Raw genomic sequence first — 14,833 nt, forward strand, 5'->3', positions numbered from 1 at the left:
GATGCGCGGCCGGATAGACCAGATCCGCGCCGGTGCCGACCACCGCGACCGTTCCGCCGACACCTTCCAGCCCGCCCCGATGCGCGGCGCCGTCGATGCCGAGCGCGAGTCCCGATACGACCGTCACGCCCGCCGCCGACAGCTCGCGCGCGAACCGCCGCGCATCCTCGATGCCCTGCGGCGTCGCGCTGCGGCTGCCCACCAGCGCGACCGCACGCGTATGGAGCAGGTCGAGCCGGCCCTTTATATATAGAAGCGGCGGCGGATCGGGCATCGTCAGCAGCGCGGGCGGATACGCGGGATCGTCGAGCGTGACGATCTGGTTGCCCGGCTGCTCGCGCCATGCGAGCACCGCCTCGAGCTGGCCGTCGAACGCCGGACCCGGCGGCGCCAGCACGGCGCGCGCCGCGGCCTCACCGGCGACCTCGGCGAGCGCATCCGGCGACTGCGCAAACAGCGCTTCCGGCAGCCCGAATGCGGCTAGCAACAGGCGCAACGCCGCGGGTTTGAGGCCCGGTGCAAGCGCCAACCGCAGCCAGGCGGTCAGTTCGATACGGGTTGCGGGCAACGTGTGCATGCGGGTCGCTCCTCTGGCGGGGCCTGCGGGCAGGCGGGCGCCATGCTAGAATTTTCATGATCTGAAATAAAACCGTGCATATAGAACGGCAATGAGCCGCGAATAGCCGCGGCGCCGCGCGTGAGCGCGGGTTCGTCGTCGGGCGCGCGAGGCGCGTTGAATCGAACCGGTTCGACACCATCTATCCTCTGCGTATTGCGACGGGCTCACAACCTGGCCAAATGGCCAACGCGAGCCTCCAATGGTTAGCGGCGTCTGAAATCACACTCGAAATCATGGCTTTACTGAACATCCTCAATTACCCCGACAAACGGCTGCACAAGGTGGCGAAGCCAGTCGAGGAGGTCAACGACCGTATCCGCCGCCTCGTCGCCGACATGGCCGAAACGATGTACGCGGCGCCCGGCGTCGGCCTCGCCGCCACCCAGGTGGACGTGCACGAACGCGTGATCGTGATCGACGTGTCGGAAACGCACGACGAACTGCTCGCGTTCATCAACCCGGAAATCATCTGGTCGAGCGATGAGAGGAAGTTGTCGGAAGAGGGGTGCCTGTCGGTGCCCGGAATCTACGACAACGTCGAGCGTGCCGAGAAAGTGCGCGTGCGTGCGCTCAACGAGAAGGGCGAAACGTTCGAGCTCGATTGCGAGGGGCTTCTCGCCGTGTGCATCCAGCACGAGATGGATCACCTGATGGGCCGCGTGTTCGTCGAATATCTGTCGCCGCTGAAGCAAACGCGCATCAAGAGCAAGATGAAGAAGCTCGCCCACGCGATGTAACGCGCTTTCAACTTGCCCGCCGCTCATTCATGACTCATTCGTTGCGCGTCATCTTCGCCGGTACGCCGGAATTCGCCGCGGCCGCGCTGGCCGCGATTCATCGCGCCGGGTTTGCCGTGCCGCTCGTCTTGACGCAGCCGGACCGGCCCGCAGGACGCGGCATGAAGCTGCAGGCAAGCCCGGTCAAGCGTTACGCACAGGAACATGGCCTCGCAGTCGCGCAGCCCACATCGCTGCGCCGCGCGGGCAAGTACCCCGAGGAAGCCGCCGCCGGCATCGAGCAACTGCGCGCGACGCCGCACGACGTGATGGTGGTCGCCGCCTACGGGCTGATCCTGCCGCAGGAAGTGCTCGACATTCCGCGCTTCGGCTGCATCAACATTCACGCTTCGCTGCTGCCGCGCTGGCGCGGCGCGGCGCCGATTCATCGCGCGATCGAGGCGGGCGACGCCCAAACCGGCATCACGCTGATGCAGATGGACGCCGGTCTCGACACCGGCGCGATGATCTCCGAAGTCCGCACCCCGATCTCCGCCGACGACACCACCGCCACGCTGCACGACCGCCTCGCTGAGCACGGCGCACAACTGATCGTCGACGCGCTGATCGAGCTCGAGCGCAGCGGCAAGCTGGCCTCGACCCCGCAACCGGCCGACGGCGTGACCTACGCCGAGAAAATCGCCAAGCACGAAGCGGCGCTCGACTGGCGCCGCCCGGCCGAGGCGCTTGCGCGCCAGGTACGCGCGTTCGATCCGTTCCCCGGTGGCGCCGGCACGCTCGACGACGGCAACACCGTCAAGATCTGGGCCGCCACCGCCGTTGCCTCGCCGGCGTCGGGCAGCAGCAAGGCGCCGGGCACCATCACCGAGGTTTCTGCCGACGGCGTGCTGGTCGCTTGCGGCGAAGGCGCACTGCGTCTGACGCAATTGCAGAAGCCCGGTGGCAAGCGCCTGCCGGTGCGCGAATACCTTGCCGGTTCGCCGCTCGCCGCAGGCCAGCGCTTCGAGCTTCCCGAGGCGCAATAAGCGCGGCGCGCACGCCAGAGCATCGTCGATTCCGCCGGCGTTCCAGGCGCCCGCCGCGAGCCAACCGCGCGTTAGAATCCTCATGCAGCAGACCAGGTTTTCGAGGGTTCATCACATGTTCGGCATCGTCCATTTCGAGTTTTTCATCGTCGCGGTTTTTCTCCTGAACATCACGCCGGGGCCGGATACCGCTTATATCGTCGGGCGCAGCGTCGCCCAGGGCCGCGGCGCGGGGCTGATGTCGGCGCTCGGCATTTCGGCGGGCTGCTGCATTCACTCGCTGGCCTGCGCGTTCGGGCTGACCGCGCTGCTGGCCGCGTCGGCCACCGCGTTCACCATCGTCAAATTCGTCGGCGCGATTTATCTGATCTATCTGGGTGTGCGCCTGGTCTTCACGAAGCCGGCCGCGGGCGCACCCGCCAGCGACGCGCGTGCGCCGTCCACGCCGAAGTCACTGCGGCAGTTGTTCCTGCAAGGCTTCTGGACCAATGTGCTGAACCCGAAGGTCGTGCTGTTCTTCGTGTCGTTCTTCCCGCAGTTCGTCGCAACGGGCAGCGAACACAAGACCTTCGCGTTTTTGACGCTCGGCGCGGTCTTCGTGCTGATGAGCATGGTTTGGAACAGTTTCGTCGCGTGGATTGCGGGCAGTGTCACGCAGCGTTTCTCGGGCAAGCCGACGGTCAAGCGTTGGCTCGATCGCGGCGTCGGCAGCGCGTTCGTGGGCCTCGGCATCAAACTCGCGACCGCCTCGCGGTGATTGAATTTTCCCGCATCGCCCATATCTAACATTTCTCTTACAATCTGGCGCCGCAATCGCGCGGCACGGAGATGAAGGCCACGCTCAGGGCAAGGAGTTGCAGACATGTTCAATTGGGTGAAAACCGCGATGTTGATGGCCGCGATTACGGCCCTTTTCATCGTGATCGGCGGGATGATCGGCGGGTCGCGCGGCATGATGCTCGCGCTCGTGATCGCCCTTGGGATGAATTTCTTTTCGTACTGGTTCTCCGACAAGATGGTCCTGCGCATGTACAACGCGCAGGAAGTCGACGAAAACAGTGCGCCGCAGTTCTATCGGATGGTGCGCGATCTCGCCACGCGCGCGAACCTGCCGATGCCGCGCGTCTACCTGATCAACGAAGACGCGCCGAACGCATTCGCCACCGGCCGCAATCCGGAGCACGCGGCGGTCGCGGCGACCACCGGCATTCTGCGCGTGCTGTCCGAGCGCGAAATGCGCGGCGTGATGGCGCACGAACTTTCGCACGTGAAGCACCGCGACATTCTGATCTCGACGATTTCTGCGACCATGGCCGGCGCGATTTCCGCATTGGCGAACTTCGCGATGTTCTTCGGCGGCCGCGACGAAAACGGGCGTCCCGCGAACCCGATCGCGAGCATCGCGGTTGCGCTGCTCGCGCCGATTGCGGGCGCGCTGATCCAGATGGCGATTTCGCGTGCGCGCGAATTCGAAGCCGACCGTGGCGGCGCGCAAATTTCGGGCGACCCGCAGGCCTTGGCGTCGGCGCTCGACAAGATCCATCGCTATGCGAGCGGCATCCCGTTCCCGACGGCCGAGGCGCATCCGGCCACCGCGCAGATGATGATCATGAATCCGCTCTCGGGCGGCGGTATCGCGAACCTGTTCTCGACACACCCTGCGACCGAAGAACGCATCGCGCGTCTGATGGAAATGGCGCGCACCGGGCGCTTCGACTGAGCCGCAGCCTCGTTCGGCGCGTCGAGTCTGAAGTACTGAAGAGCGGGCCCGCGAGGCTCGCTTTTTTTTCGCACCGTTCGTCGCCACCGCGCGACAGCGTCTGCCGCCGCCCCCGCACGGCGGCGCCCCACCGGCGCCACGCTACAATGTGCGCTGATTGCGCCGCGCGCACCGTGCGGCTGGCCCTTGCTCCCTTCATGACTTCAAAGCCTTCTTCGCGTTCTGCTTCCTCGTCGGCGCGCTCGCGCGAATCCCGTTTGTCGGCGCTGCATCTGTCGCCCGAATCGCTCGGGTTCGCGCTCGACTGCGCGGCTCAGGCCGTCGGCGCCGTGCGTCTCGGCGCGGCCTTGCCCGCGGCGCTGCAGAGCGTGCTCGTGTCGATGCCCGAGGGCAACGCCGCGGCGGCGCGCGGCGCGGTGCAGGACATCGCCTATCGCACGATGCGCCGTCTCGCGACCGCCGAGTGGCTGATTGCGAAGCTCGTGAAGAAAGCGCCGCCGCCGCACGTCGCGCATGTGCTGGCGTGCGCGTTCGCACTGCTCGTCGACGACGAAGCGAGCGCCGCTTACACGCCGTTTACGGTCGTCGATCAGGCGGTCAGGGCGATTGGCGCACGCCGCGAGTTCGGGTTCGCGAAGGGGCTCGTCAATGCGGTGCTGCGTAACTTCTTGCGCGAGCGCGACATGTTGCTCGCCGCCGTGCAAGCCGACGAAGCCGCGCGCTGGAACTATCCGGCGTGGTGGATCGACGCGGTGAAGCGCGCATGGCCGGAGGCATGGCAATCGGTGCTGGCCGTCGGCAATGCGCAAGGTCCGCTGACGTTGCGCGTGAACGCACGCCATTCGACGGTCGACGCCTATCTGCAAGAGCTGCAACGCCAGCAGATCGCCGCGAGCAAGACGGGCGAGCACGCGGTCACCCTCGCCACGGCGATACCGGTCGAGCGCATTCCGGGCTTCAGCAAAGGGGTCGTGTCTGTACAGGACGCAGGCGCGCAACTCGCCGCGCAACTGCTCGGCGTGCGTGACGGCATGCGCGTGCTCGATGCATGCGCGGCCCCTGGCGGCAAGACCGGCCATCTGCTCGAACTCGCCAACATTCAACTCGTTGCGCTCGAAAGCGATGCGTCGCGCGCGCGCCGCATCGGCGAAAACCTGCGGCGTCTGAAGCTCGAAGCGGAAGTGCGCATCGGCGACGCGGGCAACCCCGCGCAGTGGCACGACGATCTTGATCAGCCGTTCGACCGCATTCTCGCCGACGTGCCGTGCTCTGCGTCGGGCATCGTGCGGCGTCATCCGGATATCCGCTGGCTGCGTCGCCAGTCGGATATCGCCGCGCTCGTCGCCGAACAGCGCCGCATTCTCGACGCGCTGTGGCCGCTCGTGAAACCCGGCGGTGAGCTGCTTTACGTTACCTGTTCGATCTTCCCCGAAGAAGGCGAGTTGCAGGCTCAGTGGTTTGGAAACCAGCATCAGGATGCGGTACGATTGGACGCGCCGGGGCAGCTTTTACCCTCAGTTGCCCGCGCGCCCGCCGACTCATCGGCCGGTTCTCATGCTGGACGACCCGCTGATTTCAGCGCCGGCACGAACTCAGACCACGACGGATTTTTCTACGCGCGCTTTCAGAAACGGTGACCATAAAACGCTTCTTCCCGCTTCGGCTCGCTGCCGTGCTCTGGATCGCGCTGGCCGTCTGGCTTGCAGCGCCGGGCGCGGCGCACGCTGACTCGATCGCGGTGCAGCGGGCGTCGCTGCAGGCCGACAGCGGCGGCTGGAGTCTCGATGCGCATTTCGAATTCGAGCTGAACAGCAATCTCGAAGACGCGGTCAACAAAGGCATCCCGCTTTATTTCACGACCGATTTCGAACTGAGCCGGCCCCGCTGGTATTGGTTCGACGAGCAGCCAGTCAGCGTATCGCAAAGCTTGCGGCTGTCGTTCCAGCCGCTCACGCGCGAATATCGCGTGTCGAGCGTGCAATCGGGCGGCTTGCAGCTCGGCTTTTCCACGCTGAAGGACGCGCTCGCGGTGATCAAGCACGTGACCTCGTGGCACGTGATTGACCGCAATGAGGTGCGTGTCGGCGAAACCTATAACGCGTCGGTGCGCATGCAACTCGATATCGGGCTGATGCCCAAGCCATTCCAGATCGACGCGGTGAACAACCGCGACTGGAACCTCGCCTCCGATTGGAAGCGCTTCACTTTCACGGCGGCAGATCGTGCTAAATAAAGTGCGCTCATCTTCCACCAGTGTCAGCAGCATCGTCGTGCGCGTGCTGGTGTCGACGGTCGCGGTCACGGCCGTGCTGCTGCTCGTATTGCTGGCCGCCGCGAGCGCGAACACCGAATTTTTCGACCGCTACTACCAGTGGCTGTACGCGGCCAACGTCGCGGTCGCGATGATCTTTCTGCTGGTGGTGGCGACGCTCGTCGTCGTCATCGTCGTGCGATTACGCACGGGCAAATTCGGTACACGGCTGCTCGCGAAGCTTGCGTTCTTCATGGCGCTGGTCGGCGTGGTGCCGGGCGGCATCATCTACATCGTGTCGTATCAGTTCGTGTCGCGCAGCATCGAGTCATGGTTCGACGTGAACGTCGAAACCGCGCTCGCGTCCGGCCTCAATCTCGGGCGCGGCATGCTCGACGCGTCGCTGTCCGATTTGCAGACGAAGGCGCGTCTGATGTCCGAGCAGATCGCGAGCGCGGATGCGGCCGGCACCACGCTGACGTTGCTGCGTCTGCGCGACCAGTTCGGCGTGCAGGACGCGACGATCGTCGAGCCGACCCGCAGCATGTCGGGCGCGACGCCGGACATGCACGTGGTCGCGCAGGCGTCCAGCAATTACGCGATGCTGCTGCCGAACGATCTGCCGACACCGCTGATGATCGAGCAGGCGCGCGGCCACGGCTATGCGGCGATCGAAGGCGAGGTGGACGGCGACGCGCATGCGCAGGGCGGCAAGGGCGCGCTGCGTCTGCGCGTGGTGCAGCGTATTCCCGATGCGAACGCATCGCTATTGCAGCCCGCCGAGCGCTTCCTGCAACTGACGCAGCCAGTTTCGACGACACTCGCGCGCAACGCCGACGCGGTGCAGCGCGCGTATCGCGAGTATCAGGAGAAGGCGCTCGGCCGTACGGGCCTGCGCAAGATGTACATCGGCACGCTGACGCTGTCGCTGTTTCTCGCGACCTTCATCGCGATGATGCTCGCGCTCGCGCTCGGCAATCAGCTCGCGCGGCCGCTGTTCCTGCTCGCGCAGGGCACGAAGGAAATCACCGAGGGCGACTACACGCCGAAGCGCGAGATCAAGTCGCGCGACGAACTGGGCTTCCTCACGCAGTCGTTCAACGCAATGACGCGGCAGTTGGCGGAAGCGCGCGGGGCGGTCGAGAAAAATCGTATCGCGCTCGAGCATTCGAAGGCGTATCTGGAGAGCATCCTCGCGAACCTGACCGCGGGCGTGTTCGTGTTCGACCGACAGTTCCGGCTGACCACTGCGAATCGCGGCGCCGAGCGGATTTTCCGTCAGCCGTTCCAGACGGTGCTCGGATCGTCGCTCGATCAGATCGGCGTGCTCGGCGAATTCGGCGCGATGGTGCGCAAGGCATTCGCCGATCGCGAAGCGGCGAGCGAAGACGGCCATGACGATAACGGCCATTGGCAGCAGCAGTTCTCGGTGCCTGTACCCGGCGAGACCGAGCCGCTCACGTTGCTCGTGCGGGGCGCGCGCCTCGTCGCGGCGAACGAGCGCGATGCCGAAGACATCCAGACCTCTGGCTACGTGGTCGTATTCGACGACATCTCCGACGTGATCTCCGCGCAGCGTTCGATTGCATGGGGCGAAGTCGCACGGCGCCTTGCGCACGAGATCAAGAATCCGCTCACGCCGATTCAATTGTCGGCCGAGCGTTTGCAGATGAAGCTCGCCGACAAGCTCGCGCCGTCGGATGCGGACGTGCTGAAGCGCGGTGCGACGACGATCGTCAATCAGGTCGCCGCGATGAAGCAGATGGTCGACGATTTCCGCGACTACGCGCGCACACCGCCCGCGGTGCTCGCGCATCTGCAATTGAACGATCTGGTCAGCGAGGTGCTCACGCTGTACGGTATCGAGGAAGGCAAGGGCGCGATCCAGATTGAGCTCGCGGCCCTGCCCGCGATACGCGGCGACGCGACGCAATTGCGTCAGGTGATCCACAACCTGCTGCAGAACGCGCAGGACGCGGTCGCCGAAGTCGCGCATCCGCGTGTTTTGCTCGAGACGAGGACAGTAGAATACGGAGACCCCGACGTGCAAGGCAAGGCGCGCGTCGCGGTGCGTCTGACCGTGTCGGATAACGGACCGGGCTTTCCCGCGCGTATCCTCACGCGCGCGTTCGAGCCGTACGTGACGACCAAGGCCAAAGGTACGGGTCTGGGACTTGCGATGGTCAAGAAGATCGTCGACGAACATGGCGCGCGCATCGACATTCGCAATCGCATGAAGGCTGGCGACGTGATCGAAGGCGCGCAGATTTCGATTCTCTTCCTTCAACTGGCGGACGACCCCGCGCAGCCGGGTGCACCTGGTTCGGGTGCGCATCCGGCGCGTGGTGGAGCGTCGCAGGGAACGACAAAAGCAACAGTGCAGACAAGGGCAGCGTAAATGGCAACCATCCTGGTGGTAGATGATGAAATGGGCATCCGGGAACTGCTCTCGGAGATCCTCAGCGACGAAGGACACGTCGTGGAGGCCGCTGAAAACGCGCAGGAAGCGCGCGAGTTCCGGCTGCGTCAGGCGCCGGACCTCGTGCTGCTCGACATCTGGATGCCGGACACCGACGGCGTGACGCTGCTCAAGGAATGGGCCGCGCAAGGTCAATTGACGATGCCCGTCATCATGATGTCCGGTCACGCGACGATCGACACCGCGGTCGAGGCCACCAAGATCGGCGCGCTCAACTTCCTCGAAAAGCCGATCGCGTTGCAGAAGCTGCTGAAGGCGGTCGAGCAAGGACTCGCGCGCGGCAACTCGGCGGCCGTGCCAGGCGGTGTGGCCGCGAAGCCGGCGTTGCCCGTCAGCGCATCGTCGGTCGCGTCGGCGGCCGCGTTGCCGATGCTGTCGGCCGATGGCGTCGGCGGCGGCGCGCTCGCCGCGCAAACCGCGTCGATCTCGTTCGACATTCCGCTGCGCGATGCGCGCGACGCGTTCGAGCGCGCGTACTTCGAATATCACCTCGCGCGCGAGAACGGCAGCATGACGCGCGTCGCGGAGAAGACCGGTCTGGAGCGCACGCATCTTTATCGCAAGCTGAAGCAACTCGGCGTCGATCTCGGCAAGAACAAGGGCGAGTGAGCGCCACCTGTTGCATGCGAACGCGGCTAGGCAAAATTTTTTATGAAAGGGCTTGCTGAACTGCGGATCGCTTGATATAGTTTCGTTCTTCGTTGGCCCGGTAGCTCAGTTGGTAGAGCAGCGGATTGAAAATCCGCGTGTCGGTGGTTCGATTCCGCCCCAGGCCACCAGAATTCAGCCCCAGGAAATCGCAAGATTCCTGGGGCTTTTCCGTTTGGCGGACAAGTCGTCACTTTGGCTCGCCATGCAGTTGGAACCGCGCGCGTAGGACAGCAGGCGTCGGTGACATTCGGTGTCGCGTGATAAAATCGCGCCAGTTCAAGGACTTGCCTGCAGGCGTCGCACGCGGTCGTACACCGCGCGAATGCGGTGCCGAGCGTATCGCACCGAAGCACCCAACCCTTCGCCCGACGATCGACGGTATAAGCGCCCAGCCACGTTCACGCGCAACGCGCGACCTATACTGCTTTGGGCCGGCACAATGCCGGCACACGCCGCGCCGCGTTGCTCGCATAGCGCACCTCGCGCAGCGCGACGTGGCACTCTCATTCACGGAGTATCACGGTGATCCGCAAAGACGCTAAGCGTAGCGCGCTCGTGCTGTTTTCCGGCGGCCAGGATTCCGCCACGTGTCTCGCGTGGGCGCTCGATCGTTACGACACGGTCGAAACGATCGGCTTCGATTATGGTCAGCGTCATCGCGTCGAGCTTGAATGCCGCGAGGGGTTCCGCCAGGCTGTCGTGCGTGCGTTTCCTGCATGGGCCGATCGTCTCGGCGACGATCACACGATCGACCTGTCGCTGCTCGGCGCGATCAGCGACACCGCGATGACGCGCGAGATCGAAATCGAAGCCACGGCCAATGGGTTGCCGAACACGTTCGTGCCGGGCCGCAATCTGATGTTCATGACGATTGCCGCGGCTATCGCATATCGGCGCGGTTTGCAGGTGCTGGTCGGCGGGATGTGCGAGACGGACTTCTCGGGCTACCCCGATTGCCGCGACGACACGATGAAGGCGCTGCAGGTCGCGCTGAATCTCGGCATGGACACGCGCTTCGCGCTTGAGACACCGCTGATGTGGCTCGACAAGGCCGACACATGGCGTCTCGCACACGAGCTCGGCGGCGACGCACTGGTCGAACTGGTGCGCGTCGAAACGCACACGTGCTACCTCGGCGAACGCGCCGAGCTGCATTCATGGGGCTTCGGCTGCGGCGAATGCCCGGCATGCCGGTTGCGCAAACGTGGCTATGAGGCTTACCTCGCCGGTGAAAAAGTCACCGAGCCAGTGTGACGGTTCGCGCAAGAGCGCGCATCATTGATTCAGGAACACAGGACAGATAGCAGCATGACGTACGCGGTCAAGGAAATCTTCTACACGTTGCAGGGCGAGGGCGCGAATGCCGGGCGGCCGGCCGTGTTCTGCCGTTTCGCGGGCTGCAATCTGTGGTCGGGCCGCGAAGAGGATCGCGCGGAAGCGGTCTGCCGTTTCTGCGACACCGATTTCGTCGGCACCGACGGCGAGAACGGCGGCAAGTACCGCACACCTGACGAACTCGTCGCGATGATCGCGTCGCAATGGCCGCAAGGCGAGGGCGAACGCTTCGTCGTGTGCACCGGTGGCGAGCCGATGCTGCAGATCGATCAGCCGCTCGTCGACGCGCTGCACGCGGCGGGCTTCGAGATCGCGATCGAGACCAACGGCTCGTTGCCGGTGCTCGACACGATCGACTGGATCTGCGTGAGCCCGAAGGCCGACGCGCCGCTCGTCGTGACCAAGGGCAACGAACTGAAGGTCGTGATCCCTCAGGACAACCAGCGCCTCGCCGACTACGCGAAGCTCGACTTCGAGTATTTCCTCGTCCAGCCGATGGACGGTCCGTCGCGCGATATCAACACGAAGCTCGCGATCGACTGGTGCAAGCGTCATCCGCAGTGGCGCCTGTCGATGCAGACTCACAAGTATCTGAACATTCCCTGATTTGCCGTGCTGACGATTACCCGAAAACTCGAATTCGACGCGGGCCACCGCATCCCCGATCACCGCAGCCAGTGCCGTAATCTGCACGGCCATCGCTATGTGCTCGAAATCACGCTGCAAGGCGATCTGGTCGACACCGAAGGCGCGCCCGACCGCGGCATGGTGATGGACTTCGCCGACGTGAAGTCGCTCGCAACCGAGCACCTGGTCGACAAGTGGGACCACGCGTTTCTCGTCTACGAAGGCGACACGCAGGTGCGCGGCTTTCTCGACAGCATGGCGGGTCACAAGACGGTCGTGATCGATCGCATTCCCACGGTCGAAAACCTCGCCGCGATTGCGTTCGATATTCTCGCGAACGTCTACGACGCGCACTACGGCGTGAATCTGCGCCTGCATAAAGTGCGTCTGTACGAGACGCCGAACTGCTGGGCCGACGTGGTCCGCGACTAGCTTCCAGCCCGAAGCCACACCCCGGCGCGCGAGCGAACTCTCGCGTTTTTGTCACGGTATGATCGTTCCGACCAACACACGGAGCGAGACATGCCGGTCACCGCATCGCGTCGCAGCAGGCATCGAGGCCGTCAGCGCCCCGGTGCCTGCCTGATTCGCTATCTGGCCCCGCTTCGAATTGCAACCCTGCGCGAGGCCAGCCGATGAGCACCTTCACCAACTCCCTCAAACAACGTCTGAAGGACAACGCGCCGCTATTCGGGCTGTGGTTGTCGCTCGGCAGCGAAGCCGGCGCCGAAGCGCTCGCGCACGCCGGCTTCGACTGGCTGCTGATCGACATGGAGCACGCGCCGAACGATAGCGGTGGTGTCGAGTCGCAACTGCGCGCGATCGCCGCCGCCCATCTGCCGAGCGAGCCGGTGGTGCGCGTGCCAGCGAGCGAGCCGTGGCTCGTCAAGCGCGTGCTCGACGCCGGCGCGCGCACGCTGATGTTCCCGAACATCGAATCCGCTGAAGACGCGGCACGCGCCGTGCGGCTCACCCAATATCCGACCGCCGAGGCCCTCGACGGACTGCGCGGTGTTGCGGGCGTCGTGCGTGCGGCCGGCTACGGCATGCGACGCGACTACGTGCAGACGGCCAACGCACAGATCGCGACGATTGTGCAGATCGAATCGGCGCGCGGCTTGCGGGAGGTCGAGCAGATCGCGGCGACGCCGGGCGTCGACTGCGTGTTCGTCGGGCCGGCCGATCTCGCCGCGAGCCTCGGTCATCTGGGCGACGCGAAGCACGCGGACGTGCAGGCAGCGATGGCGCGTATCGTCAGCGCGGCGGACAAGGCCGGTATTGCCGCCGGCATCTTCGCGATGGACGTGGCCAGCGCGCGGCAGCATCGCGACGCGGGCTTTCGCTTCGTGGCGCTGGCCGCCGACGTGATCTGGATGTTGCGCGCGACGCGTCAGGCATTACAGGAGGTGAGGTCATGAACGGCAGAGTGCAGGGGGGCGCCGGGCCGAGGATTGCGCGGGTGACCGCGCAAGTGACCATTACGGCGGCAGCGCTGCTCGCGAGTACCGCATGGAGCGCCGCGTACGCACAGGATCACGTCGCAAGAGCGAACGATCCGCAGACGCAATCCGCAGTGGCCGATTACAACGCCGGCAACCTCGCCGCTGCGCTGACCGAATTCCGCGAGGCCGCCGAGCGCGGCAGCCGGCTCGCCCAATTCAACTACGCGATGATGCTGCTCAACGGCGAAGGCACGCCGGTCAACGTCGACGAAGGCAAGAAGTGGCTGCGCAAGGCCGCCGACGCGAACATGTCGCACGCGCAATATGTGTACGGCAAGATGTACGACGATGGCGAGTTCGTCGAGCGCGACCCGGCGGAGGCGCATCGCTGGTTCATGAAGGCGGCTGCGCAGGGTCATGTGCAGGCGGAGCTCGCGCTCGCGAACCAGTTCCTCGACGGACGCGGTACCGAGCGCGACAACAAGCAGGCGTTCGTCTGGTACAAGAAGGCGGCGCAGGGCGGCGACATGACCGCGCAGTATGTGACTGGCTCGTTCTACGAGCGCGGCGGCGATGGTGTCGACCGGAATCTGAATGTGGCACGCGCGTATTACGCGGCCGCGGCGGCGCAGGGCGATCCGGCCGCGCGCCTGAAGTATCAGCAGTTGAGCGCGCAGTTGCGCGATCAGAAGGAAGTGAAGCCGCAGTAATGAGGTAGCAATAAAGCAAAAGGGCGCTCGCAACGAGCGCCCTTTTGCATTTTCGATTGCTGCGTGCCGCTAGCGACGCTTAGCTCTGCATCAACCGCTTCTGTCGCGCGACACTCATGATCAGCCCGGTCGCGACACCCAATGTAGTCAGCGCGGTGCCACCGTAACTCATGAACGGCAACGGCACGCCGACCACCGGCAGAATCCCGCTCACCATGCCGATATTGACGAACGCGTACGTGAAGAACGCCATCGTCAAAGAGCCGGCCAATAATCGCCCGAACAAGGTCGCGCCGTTGGCCGCGATGTAGAGCCCGCGCGCGATCAATAGCATGTACAGCGTGAGCAGCACGATCCCGCCCGCCAAACCGAACTCTTCCGAAAACACCGCGAAGATGAAGTCGGTGTGCTTCTCGGGGATGAACTCCAGATGCGCTTGCGTGCCCTTCAGCCAGCCCTTGCCGAGCGGGCCGCCCGAACCGATCGCGATCACCGCCTGAATCGTGTGGAAGCCTTTGCCGAGCGGGTCCGAGGTCGGATCGAGCAGCGTACAGATACGGTGCTTCTGATAGTCGTGCATTAGCGGCCACTGCACTTCGGGCTGACAGATCTTGTCCTGGAACGCCGCGATCGACACAACCGCGATCACGCCTGCGATCAGGACCGGTACGATCAGCTTGAAGCTCAGCCCCGCGAAGTAAATCACGAACAGGCCGGCGGCGAACACGAGCACGGCCGTGCCGAGGTCGGGCTGTTTCGCGATCAGGCCGACCGGCACGATGAGGATCGCGAAGCCGACAAGGTAGTCGTACCAGCGCATCACGCCTTCGCGGCGCTGGTAGTACCAGGCGAGCATCAGCGGTGTCGCGATCTTCAGTATTTCCGATGGCTGGATCACCACGCCGACGTTGATCCAGCGCTTCGCGCCCTTGCGCGTGAGACCGAACATCGCGACTGCGACCAGTAGCGCGATCCCGAACGTGTAAAGCGGGACCGCGAAGCGCATCAGCGTATTGGGCGGCACATTGGCGAGCCCCCACATCAGCACGAAGGTGAGCAGGATGTTGCGCAGCTGGTCTTCGACGCGGCCCGGCACGTCGAGACTCGCGCTGTACAGCGTGACGATGCCGACGCACAGCAGCAGAAACACGATCAGTGCGAGCGGACGGTCGAAGCCCGCGAACATCCGCTTGATGCGGTCGAGCCAGGCGCGCTTGTCGAATTGCATGCCTTTCTC

General features: G+C 64.8%; 15 protein-coding genes and 1 tRNA gene. 14 read left to right on the forward strand and 2 right to left on the reverse strand.

Features of this window, described 5'->3' with window-relative positions:
- The coding region (locus AB3X89_RS10465) for a DNA-processing protein DprA (protein WP_368583213.1) at positions 1 to 577 on the reverse strand (577 nt) is incomplete at its 3' end.
- A 275-nt stretch (positions 578 to 852) separates the two neighbouring features.
- Between AB3X89_RS10465 and def the strand changes: the two genes are divergently transcribed.
- From def to AB3X89_RS10535, 14 genes are all read left to right on the forward strand, one after another.
- Complete coding sequence (gene def / locus AB3X89_RS10470; RefSeq protein ID WP_176122366.1) at positions 853 to 1,356, forward strand: peptide deformylase; 504 nt, start codon at positions 853 to 855, stop codon at positions 1,354 to 1,356.
- 29 nt (positions 1,357 to 1,385) lie between these two features.
- Positions 1,386 to 2,381, forward strand: coding sequence for a methionyl-tRNA formyltransferase (gene fmt / locus AB3X89_RS10475; RefSeq protein ID WP_368583214.1), 996 nt, complete (start codon positions 1,386 to 1,388; stop codon positions 2,379 to 2,381).
- A gap of 115 nt (positions 2,382 to 2,496) precedes the next feature.
- Entirely contained in the window at positions 2,497 to 3,138 is a 642-nt protein-coding gene (locus tag AB3X89_RS10480; RefSeq protein WP_368583215.1) for a LysE family translocator, read from the forward strand.
- 105 nt (positions 3,139 to 3,243) lie between these two features.
- Positions 3,244 to 4,101 (forward strand): zinc metalloprotease HtpX, encoded by an 858-nt coding sequence (gene htpX / locus AB3X89_RS10485; protein ID WP_013088049.1) that lies wholly within the window; start codon positions 3,244 to 3,246, stop codon positions 4,099 to 4,101.
- A gap of 197 nt (positions 4,102 to 4,298) precedes the next feature.
- A complete protein-coding gene (rsmB, locus tag AB3X89_RS10490; RefSeq protein ID WP_368583216.1) occupies positions 4,299 to 5,738 on the forward strand; it encodes a 16S rRNA (cytosine(967)-C(5))-methyltransferase RsmB in 1,440 nt (479 codons plus the stop codon).
- On the forward strand, positions 5,735 to 6,334 hold the full coding sequence (locus AB3X89_RS10495; RefSeq protein WP_368583217.1) for a DUF4390 domain-containing protein: 600 nt from the start codon (positions 5,735 to 5,737) through the stop codon (positions 6,332 to 6,334). The genes rsmB and AB3X89_RS10495 overlap by 4 nt, the downstream gene beginning before the upstream one ends.
- Positions 6,324 to 8,750 carry an ATP-binding protein gene (locus AB3X89_RS10500; protein WP_368583218.1) on the forward strand — a complete coding sequence of 809 codons (2,427 nt, stop codon included), beginning with the start codon at positions 6,324 to 6,326 and terminating at the stop codon, positions 8,748 to 8,750. The genes AB3X89_RS10495 and AB3X89_RS10500 overlap by 11 nt, the downstream gene beginning before the upstream one ends.
- Complete coding sequence (esaR, locus tag AB3X89_RS10505) at positions 8,751 to 9,440, forward strand: response regulator transcription factor EsaR (RefSeq protein ID WP_176109833.1); 690 nt, start codon at positions 8,751 to 8,753, stop codon at positions 9,438 to 9,440.
- Positions 9,441 to 9,534: 94 nt separating this feature from the next.
- A tRNA-Phe gene (locus tag AB3X89_RS10510) sits at positions 9,535 to 9,610 on the forward strand.
- A 394-nt stretch (positions 9,611 to 10,004) separates the two neighbouring features.
- Positions 10,005 to 10,736, forward strand: coding sequence for a 7-cyano-7-deazaguanine synthase QueC (gene queC / locus AB3X89_RS10515; protein ID WP_026228978.1), 732 nt, complete (start codon positions 10,005 to 10,007; stop codon positions 10,734 to 10,736).
- 54 nt (positions 10,737 to 10,790) lie between these two features.
- Complete coding sequence (gene queE, locus AB3X89_RS10520; RefSeq protein WP_013088055.1) at positions 10,791 to 11,423, forward strand: 7-carboxy-7-deazaguanine synthase; 633 nt, start codon at positions 10,791 to 10,793, stop codon at positions 11,421 to 11,423.
- A gap of 9 nt (positions 11,424 to 11,432) precedes the next feature.
- Positions 11,433 to 11,876, forward strand: coding sequence for a 6-carboxytetrahydropterin synthase QueD (queD, locus tag AB3X89_RS10525; protein ID WP_368583353.1), 444 nt, complete (start codon positions 11,433 to 11,435; stop codon positions 11,874 to 11,876).
- A 203-nt stretch (positions 11,877 to 12,079) separates the two neighbouring features.
- Entirely contained in the window at positions 12,080 to 12,862 is a 783-nt protein-coding gene (locus AB3X89_RS10530; RefSeq protein ID WP_368583219.1) for an HpcH/HpaI aldolase/citrate lyase family protein, read from the forward strand.
- Positions 12,859 to 13,596, forward strand: coding sequence for a tetratricopeptide repeat protein (locus AB3X89_RS10535; protein ID WP_368583220.1), 738 nt, complete (start codon positions 12,859 to 12,861; stop codon positions 13,594 to 13,596). The genes AB3X89_RS10530 and AB3X89_RS10535 overlap by 4 nt, the downstream gene beginning before the upstream one ends.
- A 79-nt stretch (positions 13,597 to 13,675) precedes the next feature.
- Here the strand turns inward: AB3X89_RS10535 and rodA are convergent, their stop codons facing one another.
- The gene (gene rodA / locus AB3X89_RS10540; protein WP_368583221.1) at positions 13,676 to 14,824 is read right to left on the reverse strand and encodes a rod shape-determining protein RodA; all 1,149 of its coding nucleotides are present in this window, start codon (positions 14,822 to 14,824) and stop codon (positions 13,676 to 13,678) included.
- Positions 14,825 to 14,833: the final 9 nt, after the last annotated feature.

It is taken from the genome of Paraburkholderia sp. BR14320 (genome assembly GCF_040948665.1).
Taxonomy (GTDB): Bacteria; Pseudomonadota; Gammaproteobacteria; order Burkholderiales; family Burkholderiaceae; genus Paraburkholderia; species Paraburkholderia youngii.

What these genes read in the sequence shown, in the direction of transcription:
- def (WP_176122366.1), top strand. Translation starts at nt 853, where the DNA reads ATGGCTTTACTGAACATCCTCAATTACCCCGACAAACGGCTGCACAAG.
- fmt (WP_368583214.1), top strand. Translation starts at nt 1,386, where the DNA reads ATGACTCATTCGTTGCGCGTCATCTTCGCCGGTACGCCGGAATTCGCC.
- AB3X89_RS10480 (WP_368583215.1), top strand. Translation starts at nt 2,497, where the DNA reads ATGTTCGGCATCGTCCATTTCGAGTTTTTCATCGTCGCGGTTTTTCTC.
- htpX (WP_013088049.1), top strand. Translation starts at nt 3,244, where the DNA reads ATGTTCAATTGGGTGAAAACCGCGATGTTGATGGCCGCGATTACGGCC.
- rsmB (WP_368583216.1), top strand. Translation starts at nt 4,299, where the DNA reads ATGACTTCAAAGCCTTCTTCGCGTTCTGCTTCCTCGTCGGCGCGCTCG.
- esaR (WP_176109833.1), top strand. Translation starts at nt 8,751, where the DNA reads ATGGCAACCATCCTGGTGGTAGATGATGAAATGGGCATCCGGGAACTG.
- queE (WP_013088055.1), top strand. Translation starts at nt 10,791, where the DNA reads ATGACGTACGCGGTCAAGGAAATCTTCTACACGTTGCAGGGCGAGGGC.
- AB3X89_RS10530 (WP_368583219.1), top strand. Translation starts at nt 12,080, where the DNA reads ATGAGCACCTTCACCAACTCCCTCAAACAACGTCTGAAGGACAACGCG.
- AB3X89_RS10535 (WP_368583220.1), top strand. Translation starts at nt 12,859, where the DNA reads ATGAACGGCAGAGTGCAGGGGGGCGCCGGGCCGAGGATTGCGCGGGTG.
- rodA (WP_368583221.1), bottom strand. Translation starts at nt 14,824, where the DNA reads ATGCAATTCGACAAGCGCGCCTGGCTCGACCGCATCAAGCGGATGTTC.